A 26352-nucleotide genomic window follows, 5' to 3' on the forward strand; every position below is an offset into this window, starting at 1 on the left:
ACTAGGATAGAGCTGTGCCGAGCCGCCTTCTCACCCCGCTCATCATCGCCTGCGCTTTGTTCATGGAAAACCTCGACAGCACCGTCCTGGCGACATCGCTGCCGGCCATCGCAATCGATCTCCATGAAGATCCGATCGCCCTGAAGCTCGCGCTGACGTCTTATTTGCTCAGCCTCGCGATCTTCATCCCGGCGAGCGGCTGGGCCGCCGATCGATTTGGCGCTCGCACCATCTTTCGCGGCGCCATCGTGGTGTTTACGCTTGGCTCGATCCTCTGCGGGTTCTCGAGCACCCTGCCCCAATTCATCGCCGCCCGCATTTTTCAGGGGCTGGGAGGCGCCATGATGGTGCCGGTCGGTCGCTTGGTGCTGCTGCGCTCGGTGCCGCGCAACGAGATTGTCCAAGCCTTGGCCTATCTGACGATGCCGGCGCTGATCGGTCCCATTCTCGGGCCGCCGCTCGGCGGTTTCATCACGACCTATTCGGATTGGCGCTGGATCTTCTGGATCAACGTTCCAATCGGTATCCTCGGCGTGACGCTCGCGACGCTCTTCATCGACGATGTGAAAGAGGCGGAGCCGCCGCGTCTCGACGTTCCAGGGTTTCTCCTGACGGGGTTCGGCCTGTCCGGTCTCATGTTCGGGATGTCCGTGGCGGGCCGCGGGTCGCTCCCGCCCCTCGTCACCGCAGGGCTGATCGGGAGTGGTGTGATCCTGCTCGGCCTGTATCTTCGACACGCCCGCAGAACGGCGCACCCGATCATCGACCTCGCGCTGCTTCGCGTTCCGACCTTTGCGGCGAGCCTCTACGGCGGTTTTCTGTTCCGGCTCGGCATCGGGGCGCTTCCATTTCTTCTGCCGCTGCTGCTGCAACTCGGCTTCGGGTTGTCGCCCTTCCAGTCGGGGTGCCTCACGTTCGGCGCAGCAGCCGGCGCGTTCCTGATGAAAACGACAGCCCACCCGATTTTGCGGCGCTTCGGCTTCAGGCGCGTGCTGATCTTCAATGCGATCGTCAGTAGCCTCTTCTTGGCGCTCTACGGCCTGTTCACGGCCTCGACGCCCTGGTGGATGATGTTTGCCTTGCTGCTTGGCGGCGGCTTCTTCCGCTCGCTCGAATTCACCAGCATCAACGCCATCGCCTACGCGGATATCGACAATGCGGCCATGAGCCGGGCCACCAGCTTTGCCTCGGTGGTTCAGCAACTCTCACTGTCGACGGGCGTGACAGTCGGCGCGGCCGTCATCGAATTCTCCCGACGAATCCATGGTGACAGCACGTTGCGGACCGAGGATTTCGGCGCCGCCTTCTTTCTGATCGCGCTGATTTCCGCCGCGTCGGCCTTGATCTTCATGCGACTGCCACCGAGCGCCGCGGCGGCCCTGACCCAGCGCGGCGAGCGCCCCGCGCCTGCAATCGCCTCAGCCGCAACACCGGCCGGGCGAGACGGTTAGTCGGTCTCGGTCGACGCTTCGTCCGGGTCATGATCGACAGGCGTGCGCTTACCGCGAAACCCCGTCGCCAGCACATAAAGTTCGGACGAGTCGGCGCGGCTGGATTGCGGCTTCACATGACGAACCGTGACAAAGTCGCGCTTCATCTCAGTCAGCAAAGCGCCTTCCGTACCGCCTTGCAGCACCTTTGCGAGGAAGAGGCCCCCGGGGGCCAGGATCTCGCGCGCGAAAGCGAGCGCCAATTCGACGAGGGCCACAATTTTCAAATGGTCCGTCTTCCGATGGCCGACAGCATTGGCGGCCATGTCGGACAGCACGGCATCGACCGGCCCGCCCATCATGGCGGTCAAACGCGCGGGCGCATCATCGTCGAGAAAGTTCATCTGCGTGAACTCGACGCCGGGCACCGGTTCCATCTCGAGAAGATCGATCGCGACGACGCGCCCTTTGCCGGCCTCCGACCCAACGCGACGCGAGGCGATCTGCGACCAGCCGCCCGGCGCTGCGCCGAGGTCGAGGACCCGCATGCCCAGCTTCAGAAGCTTATATTTATCGTCGATCTCGATCAGCTTGTAGGTGGCTCGCGAGCGATACCCGTCGCGCTTGGCCTTCGCCACATAGGGATCGTTAAGCTGTCGGGATAGCCAAAGCGTGGACGACAACGAGCGTTTCCTCGCCGTCTTAACGCGCGTTTTAAGCGAGCGGCCGCCTTCGCGTCCACCGGAGCCTGCGCCCCCGGCTCCGTTTCCTGTCGTCATTGCATCCGGCTTGTCTGTGCGTCGCGGCACCAAACGCCGTCGGCCGCCATCATCTGCATCAGCAAGCCTTCCCGCAAGCCCCGGTCTGCGATGCGAACGCGTTCGGATGGGAAAGCACGTCGGATCGCCTCGAAGATGGCGCAGCCGGCCAGCACCAGATCGGCGCGATCCGGGCCAATACAGCCATGCGCCACTCGCGCGTCGAAACTCATGTTGCGCAGCCGCGCGATCGCCTCGTCGACATCCGCATGCGACATCCAGAGGCCATCGACCCGTCTCCGGTCGTAGCGGGGGAGATTGAGATGCACGCCAGCCAAGGTCGTGACCGTGCCGGACGTTCCAAGAAGGTGGAAGCGTGAACACCGCATCTCGCTGCGGGCTCGCTCGGCGAATTCCTTCATCTCGACGGTCACGTAAGCCACCATGGCCTCGAAAACCGCCGGCGTGACGATGCGACCACCGAAACTTTCGGCGAGCGACACCACACCGAGCCGCAGCGACGTCCAGAGTCGGATACGATCGCGAATGCCCTCTTGCTCGCCGCTGCGGTTTTCCGTGTCCGATGCTCGCGTCAGCCAGACGACCTCCGATGAGCCGCCGCCGATGTCGAACAGAAGCACGCCTTCGGCGCGATCATCGGCCAGCGCGGCGCAGCCCGCCGTGGCAAGGCCCGCCTCCGTCTCGCGATCGACGATTTCGAGTTGGAGCCCGGTCTGAACGGCGACGCGATTGATGAAGGCCGCGCCATTGTCGGCGGCCCGGCAGGCTTCCGTGGCGATCAGCCTTGTCCGCGTGACGCGCCGGGAATCAAGCTTGTCACGACAGACGTGAAGCGCCGATAGGGTGCGCTCGATCGCTTGCGGGCATAGCCGTCCAGATTGACCAAGGCCCTCACCGAGGCGAACGATCCGGGAGAACGAGTCGATGACGCGAAAGCCAGCCGGTGCCGGACGGGCGATCAGCAGCCGACAATTGTTTGTGCCGAGATCGAGCGCGGCATAACATCGGTCGGTCGGGCCGGAACCGGACGCTCGCGGCGTCGCATTGTCCAAGCCGATCTGATCGGCATCACCCACACCCACCCCCGTGATCCACGCAACAACGCTCCGATCGTGGAGCCCATCCGCAACCTACGATGCAGCGTTGCCCAAACGCAACGCCGGAAGCGGCATTGCGTCGCGATGAAGACCTGATCAGGATTTCAGCTTGGCAGCGGCCGGCGCTTTAACCGACGCGTTCCGCGCGACTGTCGATGCCTGTGCGGCGCGACGGCGATTGCGAGCCCAGATGTTGATGGCCTCGACCGCGGTCGAGAAGCCCATCGCCGCATAAATGTAGCCGCGTGGGATTTCGAAGCCCGATCCTTCCGCCACGAGCGCAAAACCGATCAAGACCAGAAAGCTGAGGGCCAACACCTTGGCGGTCGGATGCGCCTTGATGAAAGCCGCGACCGAGGTTGCCGCCAAATACATGGCCAGCAGCGCGATCACGATCGCAATGATCATGATCATGATGTCTTTCGCCATCCCGATCGCGGTCAGAATGCTGTCGATCGAGAACACCAGATCCATGACAGCGATGTTGACGATCACAATGCCGAAGGCGCGCGAGGTCGAGACCTTCGCGTCCGCCTCTTCGGTATGTTCAACTTCGCGGTGCAATTCGGTCGTGGCTTGCGCGATCAAGAAGAGACCGGCGGCCAGCAGGATCACGTCACGCCAGGAAAATTCATGATCCCAGATTGTCGCGATCGGCTCGGTAAGATGGATCAACCACGTCAGCAGCGACAGGCATAGAACGCGGAAGGCGAAAGCCAGAACCAAGCCGAGCATTCTGGCGGTTGCGGCCTGTTTGGGCGGGAGCTTCGAACTGATCAGCGACAGGAACACGACATTGTCGATGCCGAGCACAACTTCCATCGCGGTCAGCGTCAGAAGCGCGATCCAGCCGGACGGATGGTAGATCCAATCGAAGAGTTCGAGATTCACGGTGGCTGTCGTCCCTACTGCGACGCCGATGCGCCAACCCCGCCCATATCGAGGTTATGCGACACTTTCGCCAGGGGTCAGGCCCAGAAACATAGTCGTGCTCGGAATTCGACAGGAGTTCGTCTCGACTTGAGGTCCGCGTTTCTTTGCCACGACCGCGAGATCGCTCTGGCTGAATCCGCGTCCCGACCGATATTGTGGCGCATGACTTCACACCGCTCGACTCCCCTGACCGCAGACGTGATCGTGGCCGGCGCCGGCGCGGTCGGCCTTGCTCTCGCGGTCGCCCTGGCCCGTGATGGGTTCTCGGTCGTCTCGCTCGGATCTGCGTCCGCATCGCGCAACGGACGCACCGTCGCACTTCTCGACGGGTCTGTGCGGATGCTTCGCGCCTTGCAGGTTTGGCCTCGCCTCGAGGGGCTCGCAGCACCGCTCGCCGTCATGCGGCTCGTCGACGATACGGGGTCTCTGTTCAGGGTACCGCCCGTCAATTTCAAAGCGAGCGAGATCGGACTGCCGGCCTTCGGCTACAATATTGAAAACGCCGATTTGGTGGAAAGCTTGATGCGTGTCGCCAACGACACTGTCGGTCTGGTCCGCGTCGACGCCTTGTTGCGGGACTTCCATCAAACCGAGGGCGGCATCGTGGTTCGCACCGACGGCGGAGCAGAGATTGCCGCGCGCCTGCTGATCGCGGCCGACGGTGCGTCGTCGCCGACCCGCATCATGGCCGGCATCGCGACCCGCACGACGGACTACCCGCAAGTGGCCTTGACGACGGTGCTGCACCACGCCGCGCCGCACGGCAATGTGTCGACCGAGTTTCACACCCGCGAAGGTCCGTTCACGCTCGTGCCCCTGCCCGCGAATGACGAGGCTCGGCATCGCTCCAGCCTCGTCTGGGTCATGACGCCCGCCAAAGCATCGGAACGGCAGAGCCTCGCGCCGTTGGCCTTCGCACAAGCCATCGAATCGCAGTCGCGGTTGCTGCTTGGGCGGGTGAAGCCACAGGGAATTGTCGGCCGGTTTCCGATCCGCAGCACGGTCGCCGATCGTTTGGTCGGGACCCGATTGGCCCTTGCGGGCGAAGCCGCTCACGCCCTGCCGCCAATCGGGGCACAGGGATTGAACCTGAGTTTCCGTGACGCCGCGACCTTGGTCGATCATCTCGCCAAGGCTCGACAGGCGGGACTCGATCACGGCAGCGCGACGGTGCTGGCCGGCTACGAGCGCGCCCGCATGGGTGATATCGCCGTGCGGTCGCGCGGTGTCGACATGCTCAATTCGGCGCTGCTGTCTCGCTTGCTTCCGGTCGACCTGCTGCGAGGCGCTGGCCTGCTCGCTCTGGCGTCGATCCCGGCGGCACGCCAGGCCGTCATGCGCGAAGGGCTTCGCCCGCAACATGCGGTTCCGAGCCTGATGCGCTGATGCGTGCTTGACGGAGCGGTACAACATCAGCAATCAAACGCACGCAATCGCGTCGACGCCGTGTCGGCGCGATCAGGAGTAGTCCACGCTTTCATGCCGCGCCTTGTGACGTCGCTCAAATTTGGGCTCGAATATGCCGGGTTCCAACTTGCGGCGCTGATCCTGGGATCGCTGAGCGTGGAGGCGGCCTCGAATCTGTCGGGGTCGATTTGGCGTAAGCTCGCGCCGCGCTTCCGCCGCCACGAGCGAGCGCTTGCCCATCTGGCCAGCGCCTTCCCCGAATTGTCGAGCGACGAACGCGAGGCGATCGCGATCGCGATGTGGGAAAATCTTGGACGCACGTTCGGCGAAGCGTTCCACCTCAAGGAAATTGCCGCGAGCGGTCGTGTCACGATCGAAAACCAAGCCATTTTCGAAGACTGGGCGGCGCGCGAGGGCGGGAAGGTCGCCTGTGCCGGCCACCTCGGGAATTGGGAATTGGCGATTCTCGGTATCAGCCAGCGTGGCCTGAAGCCATGGAGCATCTATCAGAGGATCAAGAACCCCTATGTGGACCGCCGCGTCGCGGGCATGCGGGGCTTTCTCTATACGGGCGGTCTCGTTCAAAAAAACCCGGCGCTGCCCCGCCTTTTCATGCGCGTGCTGCGGGAGGGCGGCACGATTGGGTTTCTTGCCGATCTGCGCGAATTCAGCGGGGTCGATGTGCCGTTCTTCGGGCGGCTGGCTCCCTCGACCACCTTTCCGGCCTTGCTGGCGCGGAGCGTCAATGCGCCGATCCTCATGGTGCGGATGCAACGGCTTCCCGGCGTCCGTTTCGTGCAATCGTTCGAGTTGATCCAGACGCCCATCACCGAGGATCGAAAAGCGGACGTGACGAACGCGACCGCGATGATCCATGCTGCCTTCGAGCGTTATATTCGAGACCGTCCAGAGCAATGGATGTGGGCCCACCGGCGCTGGGGTTGAGTGCCGACCACGAAGGAGCCGCCTTGCGAATCGCCACGTGGAACGTCAATTCGGTGCGGCAGAGGCTCGAGCATCTTCTCGGCTATCTCAAGCAGGTCGAACCCGACGTCGTTTGCCTGCAAGAGCTGAAGTGCGTCGACGACGCCTTCCCCCGCGCGGAAATCGAGGCTGTCGGCTACCACAGTCACGTGCATGGTCAGAAGGGCTTCAACGGCGTCGCGATCCTCACCAAGCGGGACGCGATCGTGACCTCCGGACTGCCGGGGGATCCGTCCGATGCTCAGGCCCGCTACATCGAGGCAATCGTGCCACACGGCGACCGATCGGTGCGGGTTGCCTCCATTTACCTCCCGAACGGCAATCCGGTCGGAAGCGAGAAATATCCTTATAAACTCGGCTTCATGGACCGTCTCATCGCGCGCGCGCGCCATCTCCTCGACCACGAGGAAATCCTGGTGCTTGCAGGCGACTATAACGTCATCCCCGAAGCGATCGATGTCGCGGATCCGCAGAACTGGGGCAATGACGCGCTGTTCCTGCCCGAAACACGAGAGCGCTTCCGTTCGCTTCTCAATCTCGGTCTCGTCGATGCCGTCCGCGCCATGACGGATGAGGCCGGCCTTTATAGTTTTTGGGACTATCAGGCCGGCGCATGGCACCGAAACCGGGGCATCCGGATCGACCACCTTCTTCTCTCGCCGCAGGCTGCGGACCGCCTTCAATCATTCTCGATCGATAAGGATCTCCGAGCGCTCGACAAGCCGTCCGATCACGTCCCGGTTCGGATCGACCTCGCCTGAGCCAAGATGGAGCCCTCTAGCTCCGCTTGGTCAGTTCCGCTTGCGCCGTTCTTCGGCATAGACCATCGCAACCTGTCGATCATTGTCGGTCGCTGTATCGGCAGCCTTATTGTAAAGGTCCACGATCCAGCCGTCCTTCGGGTCTTTTGAGTCCAGCGCCGCGTCCCGCGCGAGCGTCAGCCACATCAAACCTTTGGCGCGTTGCTGGGCAAAGCCATCGAAACCGTTGAACAACATGTGGCCCAGCAAGGCTTCAGCTTGATAATGGTTCTTCTCGGCTGCCAGCGACAACCAGCGGGCCGCCTGCCGTATGTCTTTCGGGATGCCATCCGCGCCATCTAAAAACAGCCGCGCAAGATTATATTGAGCGTCGGCGTTGCCGAACGTCAAAGCCGCATATTGAAACATCTCGAGCGCCCGCTCCGGATTCGGCTTCACGGGCGAGTTTGCGATCCCATTGAGACTATAGACGCCGAGCGCCACGAAGGCGTTGGACACGACCGACATGTCACGACGATTGTCATCGTCCTCGTCGTAATTCTGGACAATCTGCGAGAAGTAATCGAAGGCCTTGGCGTCGTCGTGTGGGACGCCGTCGCCATCCGCATACATCTTGCCCAGCTTCCACCGCGCGAGCGGATTGCCGTTGGCGGCCGCATATTTGAACGCCTCGACCGAGGATTTCACATCACCAGACCGATACCCGTCGACCCCCACCCGCAAGGCCTGTTGCGGGTTCTTGAAGACTTGCAAGGAACCTTTATTGGCCGGCGCATAATCATTGCCGTCGAGCGCAGACGCGCTCGTGCCGACGGCGATGAAACAACCGGCCATCAACACAAGGGAGAAGCGGCTAGCGGCAAGCATCGTGACGCACCTCGGCCGTGCGTTCAACACGGATCACAGCGAAAGAGGACGAGCGACGCGTGATGGAAGGAGAAGGGTCCCTCCCGGAGCGGCTCGGCAGTTTCGTCTTGTCGAACACAGGCTCATCCATCGATAAACGCGTCACATGCACCTGCCGAAACCTCACACACCCGAGACGCCACGATCGGTGGCGCAGAAGGGGCGATAGGCCCATCGGAGCAATTCAAGAGACGCTGCGGCGGGCAAGCCAAGCAATTGAAGGCGTTGCCATAACCCGAGCAGTTGCCCGCTTGTAATTGATCGAAATTAGCGGGAGGTTTATGGCGCAATCGCGGCGCTAATAGAGTTGCAAAACGACCCTATCAAGATGAACAACGGCTGTTGCCCAAAAGCGACATTTATGCCGTGTTCATGCTGCCCGAGAGTCACATCAAGAGCGCACCGCCCGCAAATTCGAGCACATGCGACGCCTTTCGCCTATCCAAAATGCGACGGCGAAATGGGCGCGATGCGCTCTCGCATCGCGCCGAAGCGGTTCAAGATTCGCTTAAGCGATCGATGGCGTTGCGGAGCTTATCGGCACGCGCCAGAGCCTCGGCGCGTCGCTCACGGTTTTCTTCGATCACTTCTTCGGGAGCCCGCTCGACGAAATCCGCATTGCCAAGCTTGGCCTCGATTTTGGCCACCTCGGCCTCGATCTTGGCGACGTCCTTGCGGAGGCGATGACGCTCGGCCGCGATGTCGATCACGGCCCCGAGCGGCATGACGGCGGTCAATCCAGCAACGACGATCTGCACCGAGCCTTGATCCGCGGCCGCGACGCTCACGATCTCCGACAGGCGAGCCAGGCGCTTTAACGTCTCCTCCCACCGGCCTAGACGGTCGATCGCACTTGCCTCGGCATCGAGCAGATGCAACGGAATTTGCGCGCCGGCCGGAACGTTCAACTCGGACCGAACCGATCGAATTTCCGAGATCAGGTCGATGATCCAGCCGATTTCGGCCGAGGCCGCATCGGCATCCGAGTCAGGCGTTTGCGTCGGCCATGCGGTGAGAGCCAACAGGGCCGAGCGCGCCGGGCCCTGTTGGCCTTTGATGGCCCAAAGCTCTTCCGTGATGAACGGCATGAACGGGTGGAGCATCGTCAAAATGTGATCGAGCACGAAGGCTGTCGTCGCCCGCGTTTCGGCTTTTGCGTCGCCATCGGGCCCGGTCAGAAGCGGCTTGGCGAGCTCAAGATACCAATCGCAGTAGAGGTTCCAGACGAATCGATAGACCACTGCCGCGGCATCGTTGAACCGATACGCCTCGAGAGCGGTCGTCACGTCGGCGGCGGCTTTGCTGGCCTCGTCGATGATCCAGCGATTGAGCGGCTCGCGCAGCGCCTTGGGGTCGAAACCCGCGACCCGCTCGCAGCCGTTCATTTCGGCAAAGCGCGCGGCGTTCCACAGCTTGGTCGCAAAATTGCGATAGCCCTCGACCCGCGCGGTCGCCAATTTGATGTCGCGGCCCTGTGCCGCCATCGCCACCAAGGTGAAGCGCAACGCATCCGCACCGAACTGATCGATGAGCCGCAGCGGGTCGATGACGTTGCCCTTCGATTTCGACATCTTCGCGCCCTTCTCGTCCCGGACGAGCGCGTGCATGTAGACGTCTTTAAAGGGAACCTCGCCGGTAAAATGCAGACCCATCATCATCATACGGGCAACCCAGAAGAAGATGATGTCGAATCCGGTCACCAGCGTCGACGTGGGATAGTAACGGGAGAGTTCGGGCGTCGACTGCGGCCAACCGAGGGTCGAAAACGGCCACAACGCCGACGAGAACCATGTGTCGAGCACATCCTCGTCGCGCCGCAATTCGACCGTGTCGCCATAGACCGAGACGGCCTCGATCTGCGCCTCGGCCTCGGTGGCGGCGACGAAGACGTGGTTGTCTGGGCCATACCAAGCCGGGATGCGGTGACCCCACCAGAGTTGCCGCGACACACACCAGGGCTGGATGTTGTCCAACCACTCGAAATAGGTTTTTTCCCAAGTCTTCGGCACGAACACCGTCCGGCCGTCCCGCACAGCCTCGAGTGCCGGCGCCGCAAGCGTCTTCGCATCGACATACCATTGATCCGTCAACCACGGCTCGATCACCACGTTCGACCGATCACCATGCGGCACGGCATGAACATGCGGCTCGATCGCGACGAGCAGCCCGCGCTCCTCCATCATCGCGACGATCCGCTTCCGCGCCGCAAATCTGTCGAGACCATGCAGCTCCATCACGGCCGATAGATCGACGGAGGCGACGAGATCGAGCAGAAACGCGTCGTTGCGGTCCAGCGTTAAACGAGCTTCCGCATCCAAAATATTGATAAGGCGTAACGAATGGCGCTTTCCGACTTCGAAATCATTAAAGTCATGCGCCGGCGTAATCTTGACCGCGCCGGATCCCTTTTCCGGGTCCGCATAGTCATCAGCCACGATCGGAATACGGCGCCCGACGAGCGGCAGGACGGCAAATTGACCGATGAGATCGCGATAGCGCTCATCATCCGGATGAACCGCAACCGCGCTATCGCCCAGCAACGTCTCGGGTCGCGTCGTCGCAACCGTGATGAAACGACCGTCTTGCCCCTCGATGGGATAGTTGAAATGCCACAGGGAGCCGCGGGTCTCGACCGCCAGAACCTCAATATCCGACACGGCCGTCAGAAATTTCGGATCCCAATTGACGAGACGTTTGTCTTTATAGATGAGCCCGTCGCGATATAGTTTGACGAACACCTGGACGACGGCCTCGCTTAGCCCCTCATCCATCGTGAACCGCGTGCGAGACCAGTCGCAGGAGGCACCAAGACGCTTGAGCTGATCGACGATCTGGCCGCCCGACTCGTCCTTCCAGGCCCACACACGCTCGATGAAGGCCTCGCGTCCCATTGTCCGCCGATCGGGCATCTGCCGCTCGGCAAGCTGGCGCTCGACGACCATCTGGGTCGCGATACCGGCATGGTCCATGCCCGGTTGCCACAACACGTCCTTGCCGCGCATCCGCTCGAAGCGGGCCAGCACGTCCTGTAGCGTATGGTTGAGCGCATGGCCGATATGGAGCGACCCCGTCACGTTCGGGGGCGGCATCATGATGCTATAAGGCGCCGCGCCGGCGCGATCTGGTCGGCCTGACGCAAAAGCGTCTGCCGCCTCCCAGGCTTCACGTGTTCGTATTTCGACCGCGGCCGGATCGAAGGTCTTATCCATTATGCTTCTGACTTAGTTGTTCGAGGGACGTCCGCCACGAGCCAATCGTTCGATTTCTTGCCGAACGAGGCGCTCGACGAGCGCAGGAAGATGATCGTCCAGCCACGACTTCAGCAAGGGACGCAGCATCTCTCGGGTGAGTTTCTCGATTGTGTCGGAATTCTGCAAAACGACCGATGTCGCGAGAGTTTGGAAGGCCGAACCGACCGTCGCGCCTGCTTCGGGAGAAACCAGGGTCTCAGGCTCAACGGAGGGTGCACGATTGCCTTGAAGCGAGGCCATGAGGTTCTCCTGCTCGCGGTCGGGCTCGACCAAGGCGGCGTTGTCGACCTCACGTGCAAAATGGGACGCTGTCGACGCACCAACGAAAGGCTCGGCAGGCGCTGAGGGGGCCGGCGACTCGATCGACGCTTCTGGAACGGCGCTTGAATCAAGGTCCGAGGGTTGCGCGTCGACAGTCTCGGTCGAGGCATCCCAATTCGCCGCCAAATCCTCAGGCGTCGACTCGGCTTGCGAACTGAACCGCGGTCGCAGGATCGACGATACGGCCTCGTCGGCGATGCGATCGACCAGGGACGCCGTCGTCGCCTCGTCCAGCGCCGGAGCGGGCGGCACATTCAAATGCGGCTGGGCGTAGGAGCCTTGCAGGACTGGAGAGACCGCCTCGCCGACGACCGGCTCGGTCGTCGGAAGCGGCCTTGCTTCCTGCTCGACGGGCGGAACCGGTCCGGTTTGTTTTCGGAAGGATGCGGACATCGACGCCGCGTTCCTCGATTGATCATCGGCGATAATCCGCCGGATGGAGGCGAGAATATCCTCCATGGAAGGTTCCGCCGAGCGCGGCTCGGCATAAGCGTCGTTTGACTGCGGAAGAGGTGCGTTAACCGCGCTCATGGACTTTGACGCTTTCTACGCTGCTCCAACACCCCCGTTGACGGCAAGCATCGGATCACTGGTGGGAATTGTCGACCGCCGCGCCGGCGTTGATCGCTGTAACGAAGAATTAACCCCGCCGTACCGCGGCAACAAGCTCTTGCGGGCCTCAACACTTCCGTCCCACCGTTTTATTTCAGCGAAGCGGCGGGCGTCCGCCGTTATTTTCCGTCGGGCGTCCGCATGCCGTACCACTTGTCCTTGACCTGCTCGAAATGCACCACGGGGTTATATTGCTTGACGTTAAGACCAAGCAGGGTCGTCGAGAGGCGACCGATCGTGGCGAGCACGGCGTAAGAGGCGACGACGCGATCGCGCTGCGCGCCGACGAGCGCGACGCGCGAGTTCAACAAGGTCTGCTGAGCGTTGAGCACGTCGAGAGTGGTGCGTTGGCCGACACGAGCTTCCTCGCGAACGCCGTTCAGCGCGATTTCCGATGCGTTGACCGACGCTTGATCCGAGGTCACGGTCGCCTTTGAGGATTCCAGCAGTCCCCAAGCCGAGATGACGGCGGCTCGGACGTTTTCGCGTTGAACGTCGGCCAGCAAACGCGACTGGGTCAGAGTCTCTTTCGCTTGGCGGATCGTCGCGTAATCGGCACCGCCCTCATACAGCGGAATGCTGACCGACCCCACGACCGCGCCAACAAAGGCATGGCTACCCGGAATATTGCTGACGTCATATTCCTGCGAAAGCGATCCTTGAACACTGACGGTCGGAAAGAGCGCGCCTTCGGCAATCTTCACCTGCAAGGCCGCCGCATCGACCTGATGCAGCGCAGCCTGGACAGATGGATGCTCGACCTGGGAGATGTTGATCGCGGTCGCCAACGTCGGCGGCAGCCCGCGCTCGAGCGGACGCGCAGGCTCGAGGCGCGTCGGCTGAACGCCGACCACCTGCCGGAAGCTCGCGATCGAATTCTGCAGGTTGGACTGTGCGGTGTAGAAGTCGGCGCGGGAGCCGGCGAGACCGGCTTCCGCCTGGGCCACATCGGTTCGCGTCACTTCACCGACCTTGAACCGATCCTGCGTCTGGCGCAGTTGTTCATCCAAGACCTTGATGTTGCTCGATCGCAGATCCAAGACCGCCGTGTCGCGCAACACGTCCATATAGGACTGCGCGGCGCTCTGCAAAACGCTTTGCTCGGTGTTCCGCAAGGTCTCGCGCGACCCGAACACATTCGACTCCGCCTGTCTAATGGAGTTCGGTGTCTTGAAACCATCGAACACGGTCTGCGTCACAGTGAGGCCAACGCCTCGCGGGACCGTATCGTTTACGCCGGCGAGCGAGGAATTCGCGCCAGCCGCGAGACCCGCCACACCTGCATCCGAATGTGTGAAGCCGACGCTTCCGGTTCCGCTCACCTTAGGCAAGTAGCCGGAGTTTGCGAGAGGAACGTTCTCGTCAGATGCTCGTGTGCCCGCCCGCTGGGCATTGAGTTGTGGGTTGTTGACGTAGGCCTTCGTCAAAAAACTATTGAGCGATTCTGCGCTGGCGGGGGCCGACAGTCCAGCGGCGAAGAGCACCGCGGAAAACGCGACTGTCGTCTCGAACCGGACCGTTCCGGATTGTTTGGATCTCTTGAACAACATGCTCAAACCTTGGCTCACGCGTAAGCATCCGGTCGCACGGGCTTCCGGAGACAATGCGTTTCCGCACGCTCCCGGATGGAATTCGATTCCCGCCGACGGCGCTTCGCCGTGAGCTTAAACCATTCGAAACCGGGTGTGCGACTTCTCGGAGAGCAACTGCGGCAAAAATGGAAGCTGCCGCAAAAATACGACACCTGGCTGCCTTAATGGTGGAACAACCGGCCGCGATCGAGCACCGAAACCGACGCCCGGATCTGGCATGCGACGCCGCAGACCTAAAAGCTGAAGCGCGGCGCGTCGCGAAATTCAGGCAAGACCGGAACGGTCGCGTCAAACAGAGCTCTCGCGCTCATCTCGCCGCCGACATTGTCGAACCGTGTCGCCTTACCGGACCGCCGCGTGGCGCCGCTCGACATCGTTTCGATCGTCAGCAAACGGCCCTTTGGGGCGAGTTGAGCGAAGAGCGTATCGAGATTGCACTCGACTGCGCCATCGATCAGAATCAGATCATAGGGCGCGCCCTCGGCGTGGCCCTTGGTCAAGGGTCCGGTCACGCATGTCACGTTCGACAATCCCAAGGCCAGAAGATTGGCGGCTGCCGTGGCCGACATTGCAGCATCGGATTCGAGAGCCACGACCGAGGTCGTGAGTTCGGCCAAAATCGCGGCCGCATAACCGGTCGCGCTTGCGACAAGCAGAACCCGATCGTTGATGTCGATCGTGGCGCCCTGCATCAGCTTGGCGAGAAACATCGGCGGCAGGAGAACGCGGCTTTCCGCATTGGCCTCTGATGGCTTCAGCGCGATCTGCGCATCCGAGTAAGCGAGCGATTGAAGGTCGGCCGGCAGGAACTTGTCGCGCGGAATGAGGTAAAACGCTTCCAGCACGCGCTGGTCCGTTACATCGAAGGTGCGGACCTGATTATCCACCATGACGCGTCTCAGGTCGTGCGATACGCGCTCCGCCCGTGCGACCTCATCCTGCGCCATGCCGTTCGCCTTCCGCCGTTGAGCTCAATCATATTGACAGGACCAGCATGGTCGAACCCGCGGTCGCAGCCGACGCGGATGTCTCACAGGGCGCAAAAAAACACAACGGGCCACCTGCCCAAGTCTGATCCTATTCGGCATGATCACGGCGCGTGCCCGTCGGCACCGAAGGATAGTCCATGAGCGATTCGCCGACCGAACATCTCGAGCATGCAGAACACGCCGAGCACGCGGCTCATAGCGGCGACCCCTTCCTGGCAGTCGTCTCGGTCACGATCGCGGTTCTCGCCGTGATCGCCGCAACGATCGGCAGCTTCGAGACGATAGAAAGCGGCAAAGCCATCACGGACAAGAACGAATCCGTGTTGTTGCAGAACAAGGCGACCGACACCTGGGGCTTCTTCCAGGCTCAGAGCATCAAGAAGAACATGTATGATCTTGCGGCCGCGGCGCAGAGCGACGCCGGGCGGCAGGCCGATTACGTCAAAAAGGCACGCCAATATGAAAGCGACAGCGGCGAGGTCAAGTCGAAGGCAGAGGGGCTCGAGAAAGAGCGCGATGCCAAGCTCGAGGAGAGCAACACTCACGAGCATCGCCATCACACACTGACAGCCGCCGTCACGTTTCTCCATGTGTCGATCGCGATCGCCACGATCGCGATCATCATGCGCGGCAAACGCTGGCCCTGGCATGGCGCCATGGCGCTCGGTGCGCTCGGCGCGATCCTGGCGATCTACGCCTATCTCTGATCGTGCCGCCGATGTCGCCGGTTGAGACTATTGACCGGCAGCCTTCAGGCGCGTGTTGCACTGGCTGAGGTATTTCGGCCAGGTGATCCCTGGGGTCTGTGCTTTGAGCGCGACCTTGTTGGCCTTCCACTCGGTGCCGCATTGCCGCTCGCGCGCCACGAAAGCCGTGCGGCCTGCCGATTGAGCCTTGACCGGGGTGGCGGCGGGTGCGCTGGCCGTGGTGGTGGCGGGAGCTGCCATCGGCGCGGGCGCAGGAGCCGCAGCGACGGGCGGCACGGTCGGCGCGGGTTTGAGCGGGTTGGCGGCGGCGGCCGTTGGCGGCGGTGCTGCGGGGGTTGCGGCCGCGGGCGTCACCGAAGCGGAGGCAGGCTGGGCCTTGAGTTTGGCCGAACAATCGGCCCGGAACTGGTTCCAGGTCATCCCGCCCAACGTGTTGGCGGCCTTGGCGGCCTGATATTGCTGGCCGCATTGCTGCATGACCGACTGGGCCGAAGCCGGGTCGCTGCCGAAGGCGCTCAATCCCAGGATTGCGGCGGCCGCGATTAAGCCCGACAAGGTTTTTGCTGTTGTTGAACGAGCCATGATGTTTCCTCGCGTCGACCCGCGACAGTCGGGCGAACATCGCCCTCAGGTGTCGCTTGCGGCCAGCCTTACCCTGTTAGAAACGGCCGATTTCGTCAATCCGGGACGCTCGTGCGTTGCAGTCTCGATATGATGTTTGGCGTGAAGGCTGCCGCACCTCCGGTCGCGCCTTCCATCGTGGGAAAAGGACGCTGATTTCATGGTGACCGATATCGATATTCTACCGCCCGAGACGGATCTGACGGAGTTCGACGAGGCAGATCTCGATGCGCTTCGTAAAGCGGTCGCGACCCTTGAACATTCGAGCCTCGCGGCCCGATTCAGTTCAGTCCTTGGGCGACAGGTCGATCTCGCGGCGCAATTCGTGCCGGAGCCCGTTCTGGCGGTTGCCAACCGCGCCACGATGGCGGCGCTGCGCGTTGCTCTCCGCGCGGCCGTAAAGTCACTTTCCGCAACCGGTAGAACCACCCCCTCAAACCGGGCCCATATGGCTTATGCGGCCCTATCGGGCGCGGCAGGCGGGACGCTTGGACTGATGTCGTTGCCGGTCGAACTTCCAATTTCGACCACGATCATGCTGCGCTCGATCGCCGATATCGCCCGCAGCGAAGGTGAGGATCTGACGCAGCCGGAGGCACGGCTGGCCTGTCTGGAGGTCTTCGCGCTTGGCAGCGGCGGCGAGACCGGGCCGGCTGGCGAGAGCGGCTATCTCGCGATGCGGGCGCTCTTGGCCAAATCCGTCTCCGAGGCAGCCCGGTTCATGATTAAGCGCGGGGTGGCGGACGAGACCGCTCCCGTCATGGTCAAGCTTCTGACCCAGATCGCAGCCCGATTCGGGATCATCGTCGGCCAGAAGGCGATGGCCCAGGCGGTCCCAGTGCTCGGTGCTCTCACGGGCGCGGCCGTCAATGCCGCCTTCGCGGATCACTTCCAGGCTCTGGCGCAAGCGCATTTCACCGTACGGCGGCTGGAGCGTCGTTATGGCGAGGAGCCGGTTCAGGATATTTTCACCCGCATGCGCCAAGCGTTGCGCGACAAGCAAACCGGCGGCAGCGACGCGGGCCGCGCGCCCTTGCAGCTGTTGACCGACCTGCGAAAGAAAAGCTGAGGGCGCTAAGGCAAAGAAGGGTGTTGCGCCGATTGGAGGCCTCGCCCGGAATCGAACCGGGGTGCAAGGATTTGCAGTCCTCTGCGTGACCACTCCGCCACGAGGCCTCGTGACGTCAGCGCGAACGCCTCGTCAACAACGTCGCTCTTAAAGCGGTTCGATGCGTTCGGCAAGCCGATTGCGTCATGGCGCGGCGGGTAAGCTGACCATCGATGCCCGCCCACAAGGTTGATGCTTTGAAAGCAAAAAAACCTTTGCATTCCGGCCCAGGGTTGTTATGCAGCCCCGACGTTCCCCGATAGCTCAGCTGGTAGAGCATTCGACTGTTAATCGAATTGTCGCAGGTTCGAGCCCTGCTCGGGGAGCCAACGAGGCTTCACTCTCGCTCGAAACAGATCCACCGCCGATTGATGCTGCGATGGATCTCCAAGCGAAGCCGCCCTTTCCTTTCCCCGCATGCGCCCCATAAGTCGGGGAGAGCCGTGCACGGCGCGGTGAAATGGGATCGGTATGGCCAAGAACACAAGCACCACGCTGACGCTCATGTGGTTTCGGGACGATCTTCGTCTTAGCGACAACCCTGCGTTTTATGAAGCGGCGAGTCGCGGCTCCGTGCTGCCGATCTATCTATGGGACGAGCGATCGGAAGGGCTACGCGCGCTCGGTGGCGCGTCTCGGTGGTGGCTGCATCATTCGCTCGCGAGCCTCGCGGAGCGACTGACTTCGGTCGGTTGCCCCTTTCACATCGTGACGGGCGCGGCGGCTGAGATTATTCCGGCGATCGCGGCCGCAAGTGGAGCCGTGGCTTGCGTCTGGAATCGCCGCTATGGGCAAGCCGAGCGCGCTGTCGACAAAGCCGTGACGACCCGCCTTCAAAGCATGGAGATCGAGACCAAGACGTTCAACGGCACGTTGCTGCATGAGCCGGGCGAGGTCACGCCCAAGGCCGGAGGCTCATTCAAGGTCTATACGCCTTTCCTGCGTGCATCTCTGGCGCTTGGCCCTCCCGGCCCCCCCCTTGCCGCGCCGAAGACCATCACGGCGCATGACGGGCCGCTCGAGCTTCCAGGCGAGACGAGCCTCGAGGGCCTTGGCCTGTTGCCAACCGCGCCGGACTGGTCCGCCGGCTTGCGCGACACGTGGCAACCCGGGGAGCCGCAGGCCCAAAAGCTGCTGCATGGATTTCTCGAAGGTGGGCTGCGGCGCTATGGGGAAGACCGCAATCGCCCGGCCCTGCCCGCCTCGTCGCGCCTGTCACCCCATCTTCGGTTCGGCGAAATTTCACCGCGTCAGATCGTGATGTTGGCCCGCCACGCTGGAGCGGACGGAACCGCCAGCGGCGAGCAAGTGGAGAAATTCGTCTCGGAGGTCATCTGGCGAGATTTTGCCTATCTGCTGCTGACGAGCCATCCCGATCTCGCGAACAAGCCCTTCAATTCGGCTTTCGAGAAGTTTCCCTATGCGAAGGCGTCGCCGACACATCTGCGCGCTTGGCAGACGGGACAGACTGGCTATCCGATCGTCGACGCCGGAATGCGGCAATTGTGGAAGACCGGTGTGATGCACAACCGGGTTCGGATGATCACGGCCTCGTTCCTGGTCAAACATCTGTTGCTCGACTGGCGGCTCGGCGAACAGTGGTTCTGGGATACGCTGTGCGATGCTGATCCGGCCAGCAACCCGTTCAACTGGCAGTGGGTGGCGGGGTCTGGCGCCGATGCGGCACCCTATTTCCGCATCTTCAATCCGACGTTGCAGGGCGAGAAGTTCGATCCGGACGGCGATTATGTCCGCAGTTTCGTCCCGGAGCTGGCGCGATTGCCGGCCCGATGGATCCACACGCCCTGGGCGGCACCGCGGGATATTCTGGCTGCAGCCGGCATCACGTTGGGCAAAACCTATCCGCAGCCGATCGTCGACCATGACACGGCCCGTTTGCGAGCGCTCGCGGCTCTCGCCGACATGCGTCAAGCGGAGCAAGCGGAAGCGTGACCTTGAAGACGGAGCGGGAGCGTTTATGCTTCTCCGATGTCCGATCCTTTGCTTCCCCTTCACCAGCCCCATGTCCGCGTGATCGCCATGCCGGCCGGTACGAACCCAGCCGGGGACATTTTCGGCGGATGGCTGATGGCTCAAATGGACCTCGCGGCCGGAAATGCGGCCGCGCGCCGCGCGCGAGGTCGTTGCGCCACCGTGGCGGTGGATCGGATGACCTTTCATCGTCCCGTGCTGGTCGGCGACGAGGTTAGTTTTTACGCCGAGGTGGAATCGGTCGGTCGCACGTCGATGACGATCCACGTGCAGGCCTGGCGTCGCAGCCGCGATTCGGAGGAGACCGGCCTCGTCACGCAGGCCACTTTCACCTTCGTGGCCATCGACGCCGAGCGACGGCCACGGACTGTCCCGGGGCTCGATCCCACCGTCATGGTCTAGCGCCGCATCGCGAGGACAGGGCCAAAACGGCGATTGCGGAGCATTCGTGTCCCGCGTCTCAATGGACTGTTGACACTCCGCCGCGACCCTCATTATATCCGCCGTGCTTTGGGCCTTTGGCCCAGACGCGGCGGGGTAGCTCAGCTGGTTAGAGCAGCGGAATCATAATCCGCGTGTCGGGGGTTCGAGTCCCTCCTCCGCTACCAACGATCCCCCCACTTTCTCGGGGAAGGGCTCGCCACCGATAATGGCGGCCAGTTTGCCCTTTAGCTCGATTCGGACCTCCTTAGATCCGGGTGTTACGTAGATCACCACTGTCTGGATCAGGGCTCGAAAGTGAGCCACCAAATCGCCCCTGTCGTCAGTGGCGTGAGCGTGATCCGCAAGGGTCTTACCCAAGGCATCAATCGTAGCGACATATTGGGCCATGGCGGCCGGATGCAGCGCGATCAGCTTCGGAGCGTCCTCGCAGGCCTGCAGAGTGGCCTTGAAGGCGTCTCTTTCCTGCCGGAGCTCGGGCAGCACCTTGTCGGCCTCATCCTCGCTCAGTCGGCCCTTGATGAGATTCTGGATTGCGCGATCAAGCTCGCGCTGCGCCTCGGCAAGCCGGGCTTCGATCTTGGACCGGTTCCGCACAGCTTCGCTGGCCCGCGCTTGTCGCTCGGTGTTGTAGGTCGTCACATACGCCTTGATCAGCGCAGGGTCCGCCATGTGGGTCCGCAGCCCGTCCAGCACGGCCGTCTCGACGCGTTCAAGGCGAAGTCTGCTGGTATTCGTGCAAGCACCACTCTCTCGGACCGTCGAGCATCTGATCCTGATGCGCCCGCTGGTGTCCCGATCGTGCATCGACATACCGGATCCGCAGGTCCCGCATCTCAGAAAGCCTGAAAGCAGGTGGCGCGGTCGGCGAGCCATGGGTGCCGAAAGATGCCTACGCTCGGCCTTGATAGCCTGAGCGGCAGTCCAAACATCATCATTAACGATCCTGAGCTGCGGCGCATCGGCGCGTGCTCGATCGTCCTCCATGTTGGCCCGTGACAAGCGTCTGCCAGTGTCCGGGTCTTTGATCATTCGGACTTTGTTCCAGACGATCTGACCTGCATAGAGCTCGTTGAAGATGATGCCGCTACCGCGCGCGGCGTTCCCGTTGATCGTGGAGGCGTTCCACTTTTCTCCCCTCGGCGGATCGATGCCCTCGTGGTTCAGGGCACCGGCAATTTCTCGAGGCGTTCGGCCACCGACATAATCGCTGAAGATGCGACGAACGATGGAAGCTTCGTGCTCAACGATGGCGAGTTCGCCGCGGCTGCCGGGCACTGGTCGGTAACCGTATGCGCGGCCGCCGGCATGCCGTCCGTCGCGGATCACGCCCGCCATGCCGCGACGGACCTTCTTTGCTCCGTCCTCCCGGAACAGCTGCCCAACGAGGCCGCGCAGTCCGACCATGACGGTGTCGGCCTTGCCGTCGTGCACGGCCCGCAGCTCGATGCCGGCAAACGACAGCCGCTTGTGTATGCCGGCCAGATCTTCCATGTCGCGGGACAGGCGGTCGAGCGCTTCAACTACCACGACGTCGAACGCTTTGGCTTTCGCCTGCGCCATGAGGTCAATGAGGCCGTCGCGCCCGAAGATCGATGCGCCACTCCGAGCCTTATCCTCGAAAACGACGACGGGAGTCAGCCGTTCCCGGGCGCAGTAGATGCGGCAGAGCTCAATCTGATCTTCGGTCGACTTCTCGTTTTGCAGGTCTGTGGAAAACCTGGCGTAGAGCGCTGCGCGCGGCATCGGGATCCTCGTGGCGTTGGCCTTTCGCGAGTTGATGATCACGCCTCGCGTCCGCAATCGCAAGGTGCTGGACGAAGCGTAGGAGATCAGGGTGTATGGGGCGGCACGGGGACAGTTTCACTGTGCCTGACCTCCGTCAGGGTAAATCCCGTATTGCAGCTCGATCATCCGGATCGTGAAGGTCTCGATGAGGACAGCCAGGGCGAGCCCCAAACCGGCGACATCTTCACTGTGTTTTACCCTGATTTCGGCGGCCCTCCACCGTAGAAACGCCCCCTTGATGTCTTGTTCGAGCTTCGCCTCGCACGGGTAGAACGGCGCGATGATCGGAGCCACCAATTCGGCCAGCTGTTTGCCCTGGACGATGTAGAAATCGATGATTCGCTGATCGTGCTGCGGATCGACAGGCGCCGGCGGATCAACAGGCGTCGGCACCGGCCGTGGTCGAGCCGGAAAAGCGAGGACCGTCATACTGGCTTCCCTTCCGGATGATGGAGTTCGATGAGTCGGGCCGTGAAGGCATCCGTGCTGATCACGACGCCGTACTGGGTCATGAGAGCGCGCCTTTCATCGTCTTTGATCGTCCGGCGATAGGTTGCCCGAACCTCTCGGAGGAGCTTGCGCAAAAACCAGCGGTTCATGCAGCGGCCGAGGTCAGGCAGTCTCGTGAAGATCCGCTCCGCGACCGTGTACGCGACTTCGGCAATGGCCCGGGCCGCCTCAACGTGAATGTCAGCTGTGTTGCCGAGATAAGAGCGGGCGACTTCTGCGGCCTGAGCACGAACGAACCGGGCTTCGTTCAAGTCGATGATCGTCATCCGCCGACCCCCAATGTGTTTCGCGTACTCCTGAGTCGCGATGGCGTTTTCGAGTTCCTCTTCCAGCAAAGTCCTTGAGCAGACAGACACTTGCGAGAGTGAGTCGACCGGCTTCGTCGAGCAAGCCAATGGCGACCAAACGTCCACATTCGACTGGGCGTCGCCACGCGAAGCGCCTTGCGATTGAGCCGTGCCGCGTGCTTCGGTCGCCCCGCGGATTGATGGGCGTCGAAGGCCAGGATGATGCGGGTAAAGGTCAGAGCGATTGGCTCAGTCATCGCCGGCCCTCGCCACGTCGGTTGCGCACTCGTCGAACAATGCGGCCGTGCGCAGCATCACTGCAGCTTCGGGCGAGGCGATGGTTACCGCCCTACCCCACTGATCGGAGATCTGGGTCGTCTCGCCGGCCGCTCGCGCTCGAAGGTTTGCGGCGCGTCGAGCAAGGCAACGACAAGCTCCGTCTCGAATGGCTTGTTCCAAGGTCGTGCTCATCACGCCACCTGTTGCGTTGCGGTCGGCCGCAGCGAAAGGACAGCGTCAGCGTCTGACCCCCATTCGTGAGGCAGCAGGTTGACCATTTCGATCAGGTCCAAGGTGATTGATCGAGCGACCGTGTCCGCGGTGCAGACGCCGCGCCCCATGTCTTCGAGAAACAACGGCGTGAGATGCTGTTCGCCGTTGACCACCATCGCCTTGAACAGCAAGCCGCGCAGGCTCTTGGCTCTTTTTTGCAAGAGCTCCATTCGGATGTCCCTTGCCTGCTGGCGGGTGCGCTTATGCTCGGGTGAGTTCGGATCGTATCCCTCAGGCGGGCATGCCCTGACGGAGGCAAGCACAGCGTTCGTCCACCTGAGAAACAGGTTGGCGATCTCCGCATCGGCCTTCGTCTCCAGAACCACGGCGCAATCAGTCTTCTCGACAGCCGCGAAGGCCTTCAGTCGATCGCAAACGTCATGGACAAGGCCCCTCAGTTCAGGACCTGGATAACTGAGACTGACTTCAGCCTGCACCGCGAGACCTTGAAGCGTCTTCGGGTTGGCGCCCGCGATCTCGCCCGCGATGTAAGCGAGCTCGGCGGTCGCGCTATCGAACAGGCGGCTCGCGTCCGTGTATCCGATCTCGGCCGCGACTGTGTCACACTCGGCTTGCCACGCATCAAAAGCGGCGATGACCCCTTCGGCCCTGGCTTGCTCGGCCTCGTCGATTACCTTTGAGGCGATGCGATCGCCGCTCGGCAATGATGCGACGGTGTCCTTTTTCCTTGGATACGCCCGCAGAACTTCGACAGCTTTCCGCCCATAGTAGCGCACGCCATGACCAGCCAAGACGGTGCGCGCCTCGATGCTCTCAGAGAACGGCTTTTCATGAAGGGAGCGCACCCCTTCGTGCATGGGCGGGAGGCGATTTTCGTACTCAGCCTCCAGGGCGTAAAATGCATCGCGGGCCTCGATCATGGCCCGAAGATCGTTCTCGAACTCGACACCGCAAGCGATCAATTCGGCGTCGGGGTGAGCCAATGTCGGATCATGGTTCAGGTCCTCGAGGGCGCTGGCGACCGGTTGAAAGCTCGGCGCTTGGCCGGTCGGTGCCGAACTGCCGGTGAGAGGTGTGAAGGAGGCATCAGAGGTGTTGACGGCGGCCATGGGCGCACCTTTGGGTTTGAGGATGTGGATAGCTTCTGCGAGGGCAACCATGGCGGTCAGTCGAGCTGGCTGCGGATCATCGGAATAAAGCCGTGCTGGCGCAGCACCGCTGCGCATGCTTCGCAGCCGGCCTGTTGGACCTTCATGGATTGGACAGGCTGCTGCGTTTCGAAGTCACTGCGCAGCTTGAAATCGCACGTCCAACCGTCGAACGAGCCGCCGCCGAAGTCCGCCAGTGCTCGGATCATCGGCTTATGTGTCTCGTCCACCGGAAGATGGATGGAGACAAAGCCCGCCGTGCCGGTGTCCCCGTGCTCCTTCAGAGCGGCCAGATAAGCGGTCGCGCCAGCCCGGACCGCTATCGCCATCACAGTCGTAGGATCGGGTGCTTCAGCCACGGGCCATCACTCCCAAAGCGGTGCGCTGCTGCGTGGGAGCATCCGGCCCCGTCAGCATCGCAAGGGCGAAACCGCTGATCGCGAACACCAGCATGATGATGAGAAGGCGGGTGAACTCGACCACGAATTCGTAGGCGTCGGACGGCGGCGGCCGTCGAGGAGGCAAAGCTGTAGCGTTCATCGAAACGGTGCTCCGTTGACGTTGATGGTGGAATCGGGGTGTGAAGGGCCGTCCGGATCAAGCCGGAGGGAAACTCTGCTTACGAGCCGGTGCTCGACACGAGCTGCGTTGTGACGCCGGACGATATTTCGAGGCGACGAGACGCCAAACGGTTCAATGAAGGCGTCAAGATCCTCGCGACGTTCATGAACAATTTGGCGGTTGGCGCGATCATTGCTGGACTGCTGTCGCCGCTGGTCGCGGGACGGATCGTTCCTGTGCTAGAAGACGTTGCACTGGTATTCACGGCCCTTGCACTCCATATTGGTGCTCAGGTGGCCTTGCGGCTCTTTCTCAAGAGCGAGAATTGACGATGAACTGGTCTGTTCTGGCTTTGCCTGCAATGGCCCTGTTCACGGGCGCCGTGGCCTTCGGCTACATGTGGCTACAATCCCGCGACTACGATCACAAGCATCCTCTGATGCATCCGCCGGCTGGCGAATAATCAGCCAGGTCGCTCTGGCACGTTCGTTTCGCTGTCGCCAACCTCGAACCAGGAGCACTCCGCCAGTTCGAGCAGGTCGGCGACCATCTCGGCCACCATCGTCATGTGGGCCAGAGCGCCAGGCTTAAACCGATCGCAGCGGGCCACTTCGGTGACGCCGTCTACAGTGCCGTTGATGCAGACAAGATACTCGGGGCTGGGCGGCTCGTCCGAGATGACGATTGCGACCTGCATGCCGCGCACCTCGCGAACGTCCGGCAGCCACTTCCACTTCATTTTATAGACGGGAACATCGCTCATGCGGCGATCCCCTGAGCCATGGCCGCCCGGAGCGGCTCGATCACGCTGGTCAGCCATCGGAGCTGCAGGACCGGCGCCCCACCGTGACCGGCCTTGTCCTGGTCGACCATGCGGCTGTAAGGCCGGCCGAGATCGGTCGCCTGATATTCCAGATCGCCCTTGGCGGTCCGCGTGCAGGTCTGAAAGCCGCACTCGGTCAGGACCGTGTTGACCTGCCGCGCCTTGACGCCACCCAGACGGGCGCCGAGTTCCGTCGCGGTCATCAGGCTTTCCTGATGGGGCGCTTCGAGCGGCGGATGATCCAAAGCGGCAAGAAGGTCGATGCCGCACGACCGAACGGTGGCACGGTTGGCCCGGAGGATTGTCTGGTTCTGGTCCAGGCCAATCAAGCTGCCGAACTTGGCGAAGGCCTCATAGTCTGCGACCGCCGTCGCAGGTGTTGAAGTCCTCGATGAGGCGGCTGGCTCGGTTGCAGCGAAGTACGAGGCCTCCAGCTTGTCGAAGACGCGCCACGCTTCCGGGCTGCTGATCATCTTCGCGTGTCGGGCGGATCCCCGCTCGGTCCAGAGCATGATGTGCGAGGCTCGCTGGCCAACTAACCCGTTATTAGCGGGGTAGTCCTTAAACGCTCGCAACTCGGCGCCGGTCAGCTTGAAGTAGTGGACGCCGTCAAGGAACTGCTCCTCGTTGCGGGCGAATCCGTCGTGAATGACCTTCGGCTCGACCGAATAGACGCGAGCCAGCAACTCGGTCGTTAGGACGGGCCGGCCTTGATGGGCGACGGCGGGAAGATCGATTGGTGTTGCGGGTTCGGACTGCACGGGACGGCTCCCATCGCGGGTGGCGATGGG

The 26352-nt window shown here is 62.3% G+C and carries 26 protein-coding genes and 3 tRNA genes; 12 read left to right on the forward strand and 17 right to left on the reverse strand.

Going from position 1 to position 26352, the window contains the following annotated elements:
• The first annotated feature begins 14 nt into the window (after positions 1–14).
• Positions 15–1451 carry an MFS transporter gene (locus LGH83_RS04305; protein WP_227400753.1) on the forward strand — a complete coding sequence of 479 codons (1437 nt, stop codon included), beginning with the start codon at positions 15–17 and terminating at the stop codon, positions 1449–1451.
• On the opposite strand, the gene LGH83_RS04310 is transcribed toward LGH83_RS04305, so the two are convergent.
• The 3 genes from LGH83_RS04310 to LGH83_RS04320 all read right to left on the reverse strand — a co-directional run bounded on the left by LGH83_RS04310 (position 1448) and on the right by LGH83_RS04320 (position 4197).
• Positions 1448–2209 (reverse strand): RlmE family RNA methyltransferase, encoded by a 762-nt coding sequence (locus tag LGH83_RS04310; RefSeq protein WP_227400754.1) that lies wholly within the window; start codon positions 2207–2209, stop codon positions 1448–1450. The genes LGH83_RS04305 and LGH83_RS04310 overlap by 4 nt on opposite strands.
• Positions 2206–3285 carry a Ppx/GppA phosphatase family protein gene (locus LGH83_RS04315; RefSeq protein WP_413771101.1) on the reverse strand — a complete coding sequence of 360 codons (1080 nt, stop codon included), beginning with the start codon at positions 3283–3285 and terminating at the stop codon, positions 2206–2208. Before LGH83_RS04315 ends, LGH83_RS04310 begins: the two co-directional genes overlap by 4 nt.
• Positions 3286–3402: 117 nt before the next feature.
• Complete coding sequence (locus tag LGH83_RS04320; protein ID WP_281015437.1) at positions 3403–4197, reverse strand: TerC family protein; 795 nt, start codon at positions 4195–4197, stop codon at positions 3403–3405.
• 204 nt (positions 4198–4401) lie between these two features.
• On the opposite strand from LGH83_RS04320, the gene LGH83_RS04325 reads away from it, so the two are divergent.
• From LGH83_RS04325 to xth, 3 genes are all read left to right on the forward strand, one after another.
• A complete protein-coding gene (locus LGH83_RS04325; RefSeq protein WP_227400755.1) occupies positions 4402–5625 on the forward strand; it encodes an FAD-dependent monooxygenase in 1224 nt (407 codons plus the stop codon).
• A 93-nt stretch (positions 5626–5718) separates the two neighbouring features.
• Positions 5719–6591 carry a lysophospholipid acyltransferase family protein gene (locus tag LGH83_RS04330; RefSeq protein WP_227400756.1) on the forward strand — a complete coding sequence of 291 codons (873 nt, stop codon included), beginning with the start codon at positions 5719–5721 and terminating at the stop codon, positions 6589–6591.
• 23 nt (positions 6592–6614) lie between these two features.
• Positions 6615–7391, forward strand: a complete 777-nt coding sequence (gene xth, locus LGH83_RS04335) for an exodeoxyribonuclease III (RefSeq protein WP_227400757.1) — start codon at positions 6615–6617, stop codon at positions 7389–7391.
• A 30-nt stretch (positions 7392–7421) separates the two neighbouring features.
• On the opposite strand, the gene LGH83_RS04340 is transcribed toward xth, so the two are convergent.
• The 5 genes from LGH83_RS04340 to LGH83_RS04360 form a co-directional block, all read right to left on the reverse strand.
• Positions 7422–8258 (reverse strand): tetratricopeptide repeat protein, encoded by an 837-nt coding sequence (locus LGH83_RS04340; protein ID WP_227400758.1) that lies wholly within the window; start codon positions 8256–8258, stop codon positions 7422–7424.
• Positions 8259–8794: 536 nt separating this feature from the next.
• Entirely contained in the window at positions 8795–11506 is a 2712-nt protein-coding gene (locus LGH83_RS04345; protein ID WP_227400759.1) for a valine--tRNA ligase, read from the reverse strand.
• Positions 11507–11518: 12 nt separating this feature from the next.
• Positions 11519–12262 carry a DUF2497 domain-containing protein gene (locus LGH83_RS04350; protein ID WP_227400760.1) on the reverse strand — a complete coding sequence of 248 codons (744 nt, stop codon included), beginning with the start codon at positions 12260–12262 and terminating at the stop codon, positions 11519–11521.
• Between the two features lie 338 nt (positions 12263–12600).
• Complete coding sequence (locus LGH83_RS04355) at positions 12601–14031, reverse strand: TolC family outer membrane protein (protein ID WP_227400761.1); 1431 nt, start codon at positions 14029–14031, stop codon at positions 12601–12603.
• Positions 14032–14306: 275 nt separating this feature from the next.
• The gene (locus LGH83_RS04360; protein WP_227400762.1) at positions 14307–15020 is read right to left on the reverse strand and encodes a protein-L-isoaspartate O-methyltransferase family protein; all 714 of its coding nucleotides are present in this window, start codon (positions 15018–15020) and stop codon (positions 14307–14309) included.
• A 179-nt stretch (positions 15021–15199) separates the two neighbouring features.
• On the opposite strand from LGH83_RS04360, the gene LGH83_RS04365 reads away from it, so the two are divergent.
• The gene (locus LGH83_RS04365) at positions 15200–15769 is read left to right on the forward strand and encodes a DUF4337 family protein (RefSeq protein WP_227400763.1); all 570 of its coding nucleotides are present in this window, start codon (positions 15200–15202) and stop codon (positions 15767–15769) included.
• Positions 15770–15796: 27 nt separating this feature from the next.
• Here LGH83_RS04365 and LGH83_RS04370 read toward each other — a convergent pair whose 3' ends face one another.
• Complete coding sequence (locus LGH83_RS04370) at positions 15797–16351, reverse strand: hypothetical protein (RefSeq protein WP_227400764.1); 555 nt, start codon at positions 16349–16351, stop codon at positions 15797–15799.
• A gap of 199 nt (positions 16352–16550) precedes the next feature.
• On the opposite strand from LGH83_RS04370, the gene LGH83_RS04375 reads away from it, so the two are divergent.
• Complete coding sequence (locus LGH83_RS04375; protein WP_227400765.1) at positions 16551–17459, forward strand: EcsC family protein; 909 nt, start codon at positions 16551–16553, stop codon at positions 17457–17459.
• A 33-nt stretch (positions 17460–17492) separates the two neighbouring features.
• Here the strand turns inward: LGH83_RS04375 and LGH83_RS04380 are convergent.
• A tRNA-Cys gene (locus tag LGH83_RS04380) sits at positions 17493–17566 on the reverse strand.
• 185 nt (positions 17567–17751) lie between these two features.
• Between LGH83_RS04380 and LGH83_RS04385 the strand changes: the two genes are divergently transcribed.
• From LGH83_RS04385 to LGH83_RS04400, 4 genes are all read left to right on the forward strand, one after another.
• Positions 17752–17827 (forward strand) — tRNA-Asn (locus LGH83_RS04385).
• 142 nt (positions 17828–17969) lie between these two features.
• Positions 17970–19451, forward strand: coding sequence for a cryptochrome/photolyase family protein (locus LGH83_RS04390; RefSeq protein WP_227400766.1), 1482 nt, complete (start codon positions 17970–17972; stop codon positions 19449–19451).
• A 36-nt stretch (positions 19452–19487) separates the two neighbouring features.
• Positions 19488–19892: an acyl-CoA thioesterase gene (locus LGH83_RS04395; protein WP_227400767.1), complete on the forward strand. Its 405-nt coding sequence runs from the start codon at positions 19488–19490 to the stop codon at positions 19890–19892.
• A 129-nt stretch (positions 19893–20021) separates the two neighbouring features.
• Positions 20022–20098: transfer RNA gene (locus LGH83_RS04400), tRNA-Met, on the forward strand.
• Here LGH83_RS04400 and LGH83_RS04405 read toward each other — a convergent pair.
• The 5 genes from LGH83_RS04405 to LGH83_RS04425 all read right to left on the reverse strand — a co-directional run bounded on the left by LGH83_RS04405 (position 20055) and on the right by LGH83_RS04425 (position 24717).
• Positions 20055–21677, reverse strand: a complete 1623-nt coding sequence (locus LGH83_RS04405; RefSeq protein ID WP_227401731.1) for a recombinase family protein — start codon at positions 21675–21677, stop codon at positions 20055–20057. The two genes, LGH83_RS04400 and LGH83_RS04405, sit on opposite strands and share 44 nt — an antisense overlap.
• Positions 21678–22144: 467 nt before the next feature.
• Positions 22145–22495 carry a hypothetical protein gene (locus LGH83_RS04410; RefSeq protein ID WP_227400768.1) on the reverse strand — a complete coding sequence of 117 codons (351 nt, stop codon included), beginning with the start codon at positions 22493–22495 and terminating at the stop codon, positions 22145–22147.
• A 491-nt stretch (positions 22496–22986) separates the two neighbouring features.
• Positions 22987–23949 (reverse strand): hypothetical protein, encoded by a 963-nt coding sequence (locus LGH83_RS04415; RefSeq protein WP_227400769.1) that lies wholly within the window; start codon positions 23947–23949, stop codon positions 22987–22989.
• A gap of 245 nt (positions 23950–24194) precedes the next feature.
• A complete protein-coding gene (locus tag LGH83_RS04420) occupies positions 24195–24536 on the reverse strand; it encodes a hypothetical protein (protein WP_227400770.1) in 342 nt (113 codons plus the stop codon).
• The gene (locus tag LGH83_RS04425; protein WP_227400771.1) at positions 24529–24717 is read right to left on the reverse strand and encodes a hypothetical protein; all 189 of its coding nucleotides are present in this window, start codon (positions 24715–24717) and stop codon (positions 24529–24531) included. The genes LGH83_RS04420 and LGH83_RS04425 overlap by 8 nt, the downstream gene beginning before the upstream one ends.
• Positions 24718–24827: 110 nt before the next feature.
• Between LGH83_RS04425 and LGH83_RS04430 the strand changes: the two genes are divergently transcribed.
• Both LGH83_RS04430 and LGH83_RS19925 read left to right on the forward strand, forming a co-directional pair.
• Complete coding sequence (locus LGH83_RS04430; RefSeq protein WP_227400772.1) at positions 24828–25067, forward strand: hypothetical protein; 240 nt, start codon at positions 24828–24830, stop codon at positions 25065–25067.
• 2 nt (positions 25068–25069) lie between these two features.
• Positions 25070–25201, forward strand: a complete 132-nt coding sequence (locus LGH83_RS19925; RefSeq protein ID WP_264479136.1) for a hypothetical protein — start codon at positions 25070–25072, stop codon at positions 25199–25201.
• On the opposite strand, the gene LGH83_RS04435 is transcribed toward LGH83_RS19925, so the two are convergent.
• Both LGH83_RS04435 and LGH83_RS04440 read right to left on the reverse strand, forming a co-directional pair.
• Positions 25202–25501, reverse strand: coding sequence for a hypothetical protein (locus LGH83_RS04435; RefSeq protein ID WP_227400773.1), 300 nt, complete (start codon positions 25499–25501; stop codon positions 25202–25204).
• Positions 25498–26322, reverse strand: a complete 825-nt coding sequence (locus tag LGH83_RS04440; protein ID WP_227400774.1) for an ORF6N domain-containing protein — start codon at positions 26320–26322, stop codon at positions 25498–25500. Before LGH83_RS04440 ends, LGH83_RS04435 begins: the two co-directional genes overlap by 4 nt.
• Positions 26323–26352 lie beyond the last annotated feature (30 nt).

Origin of the sequence: Lichenihabitans sp. PAMC28606, from assembly GCF_020616535.1 — a bacterium.
Classification (GTDB): domain Bacteria; phylum Pseudomonadota; class Alphaproteobacteria; order Rhizobiales; family Beijerinckiaceae; genus Lichenihabitans; species Lichenihabitans psoromatis.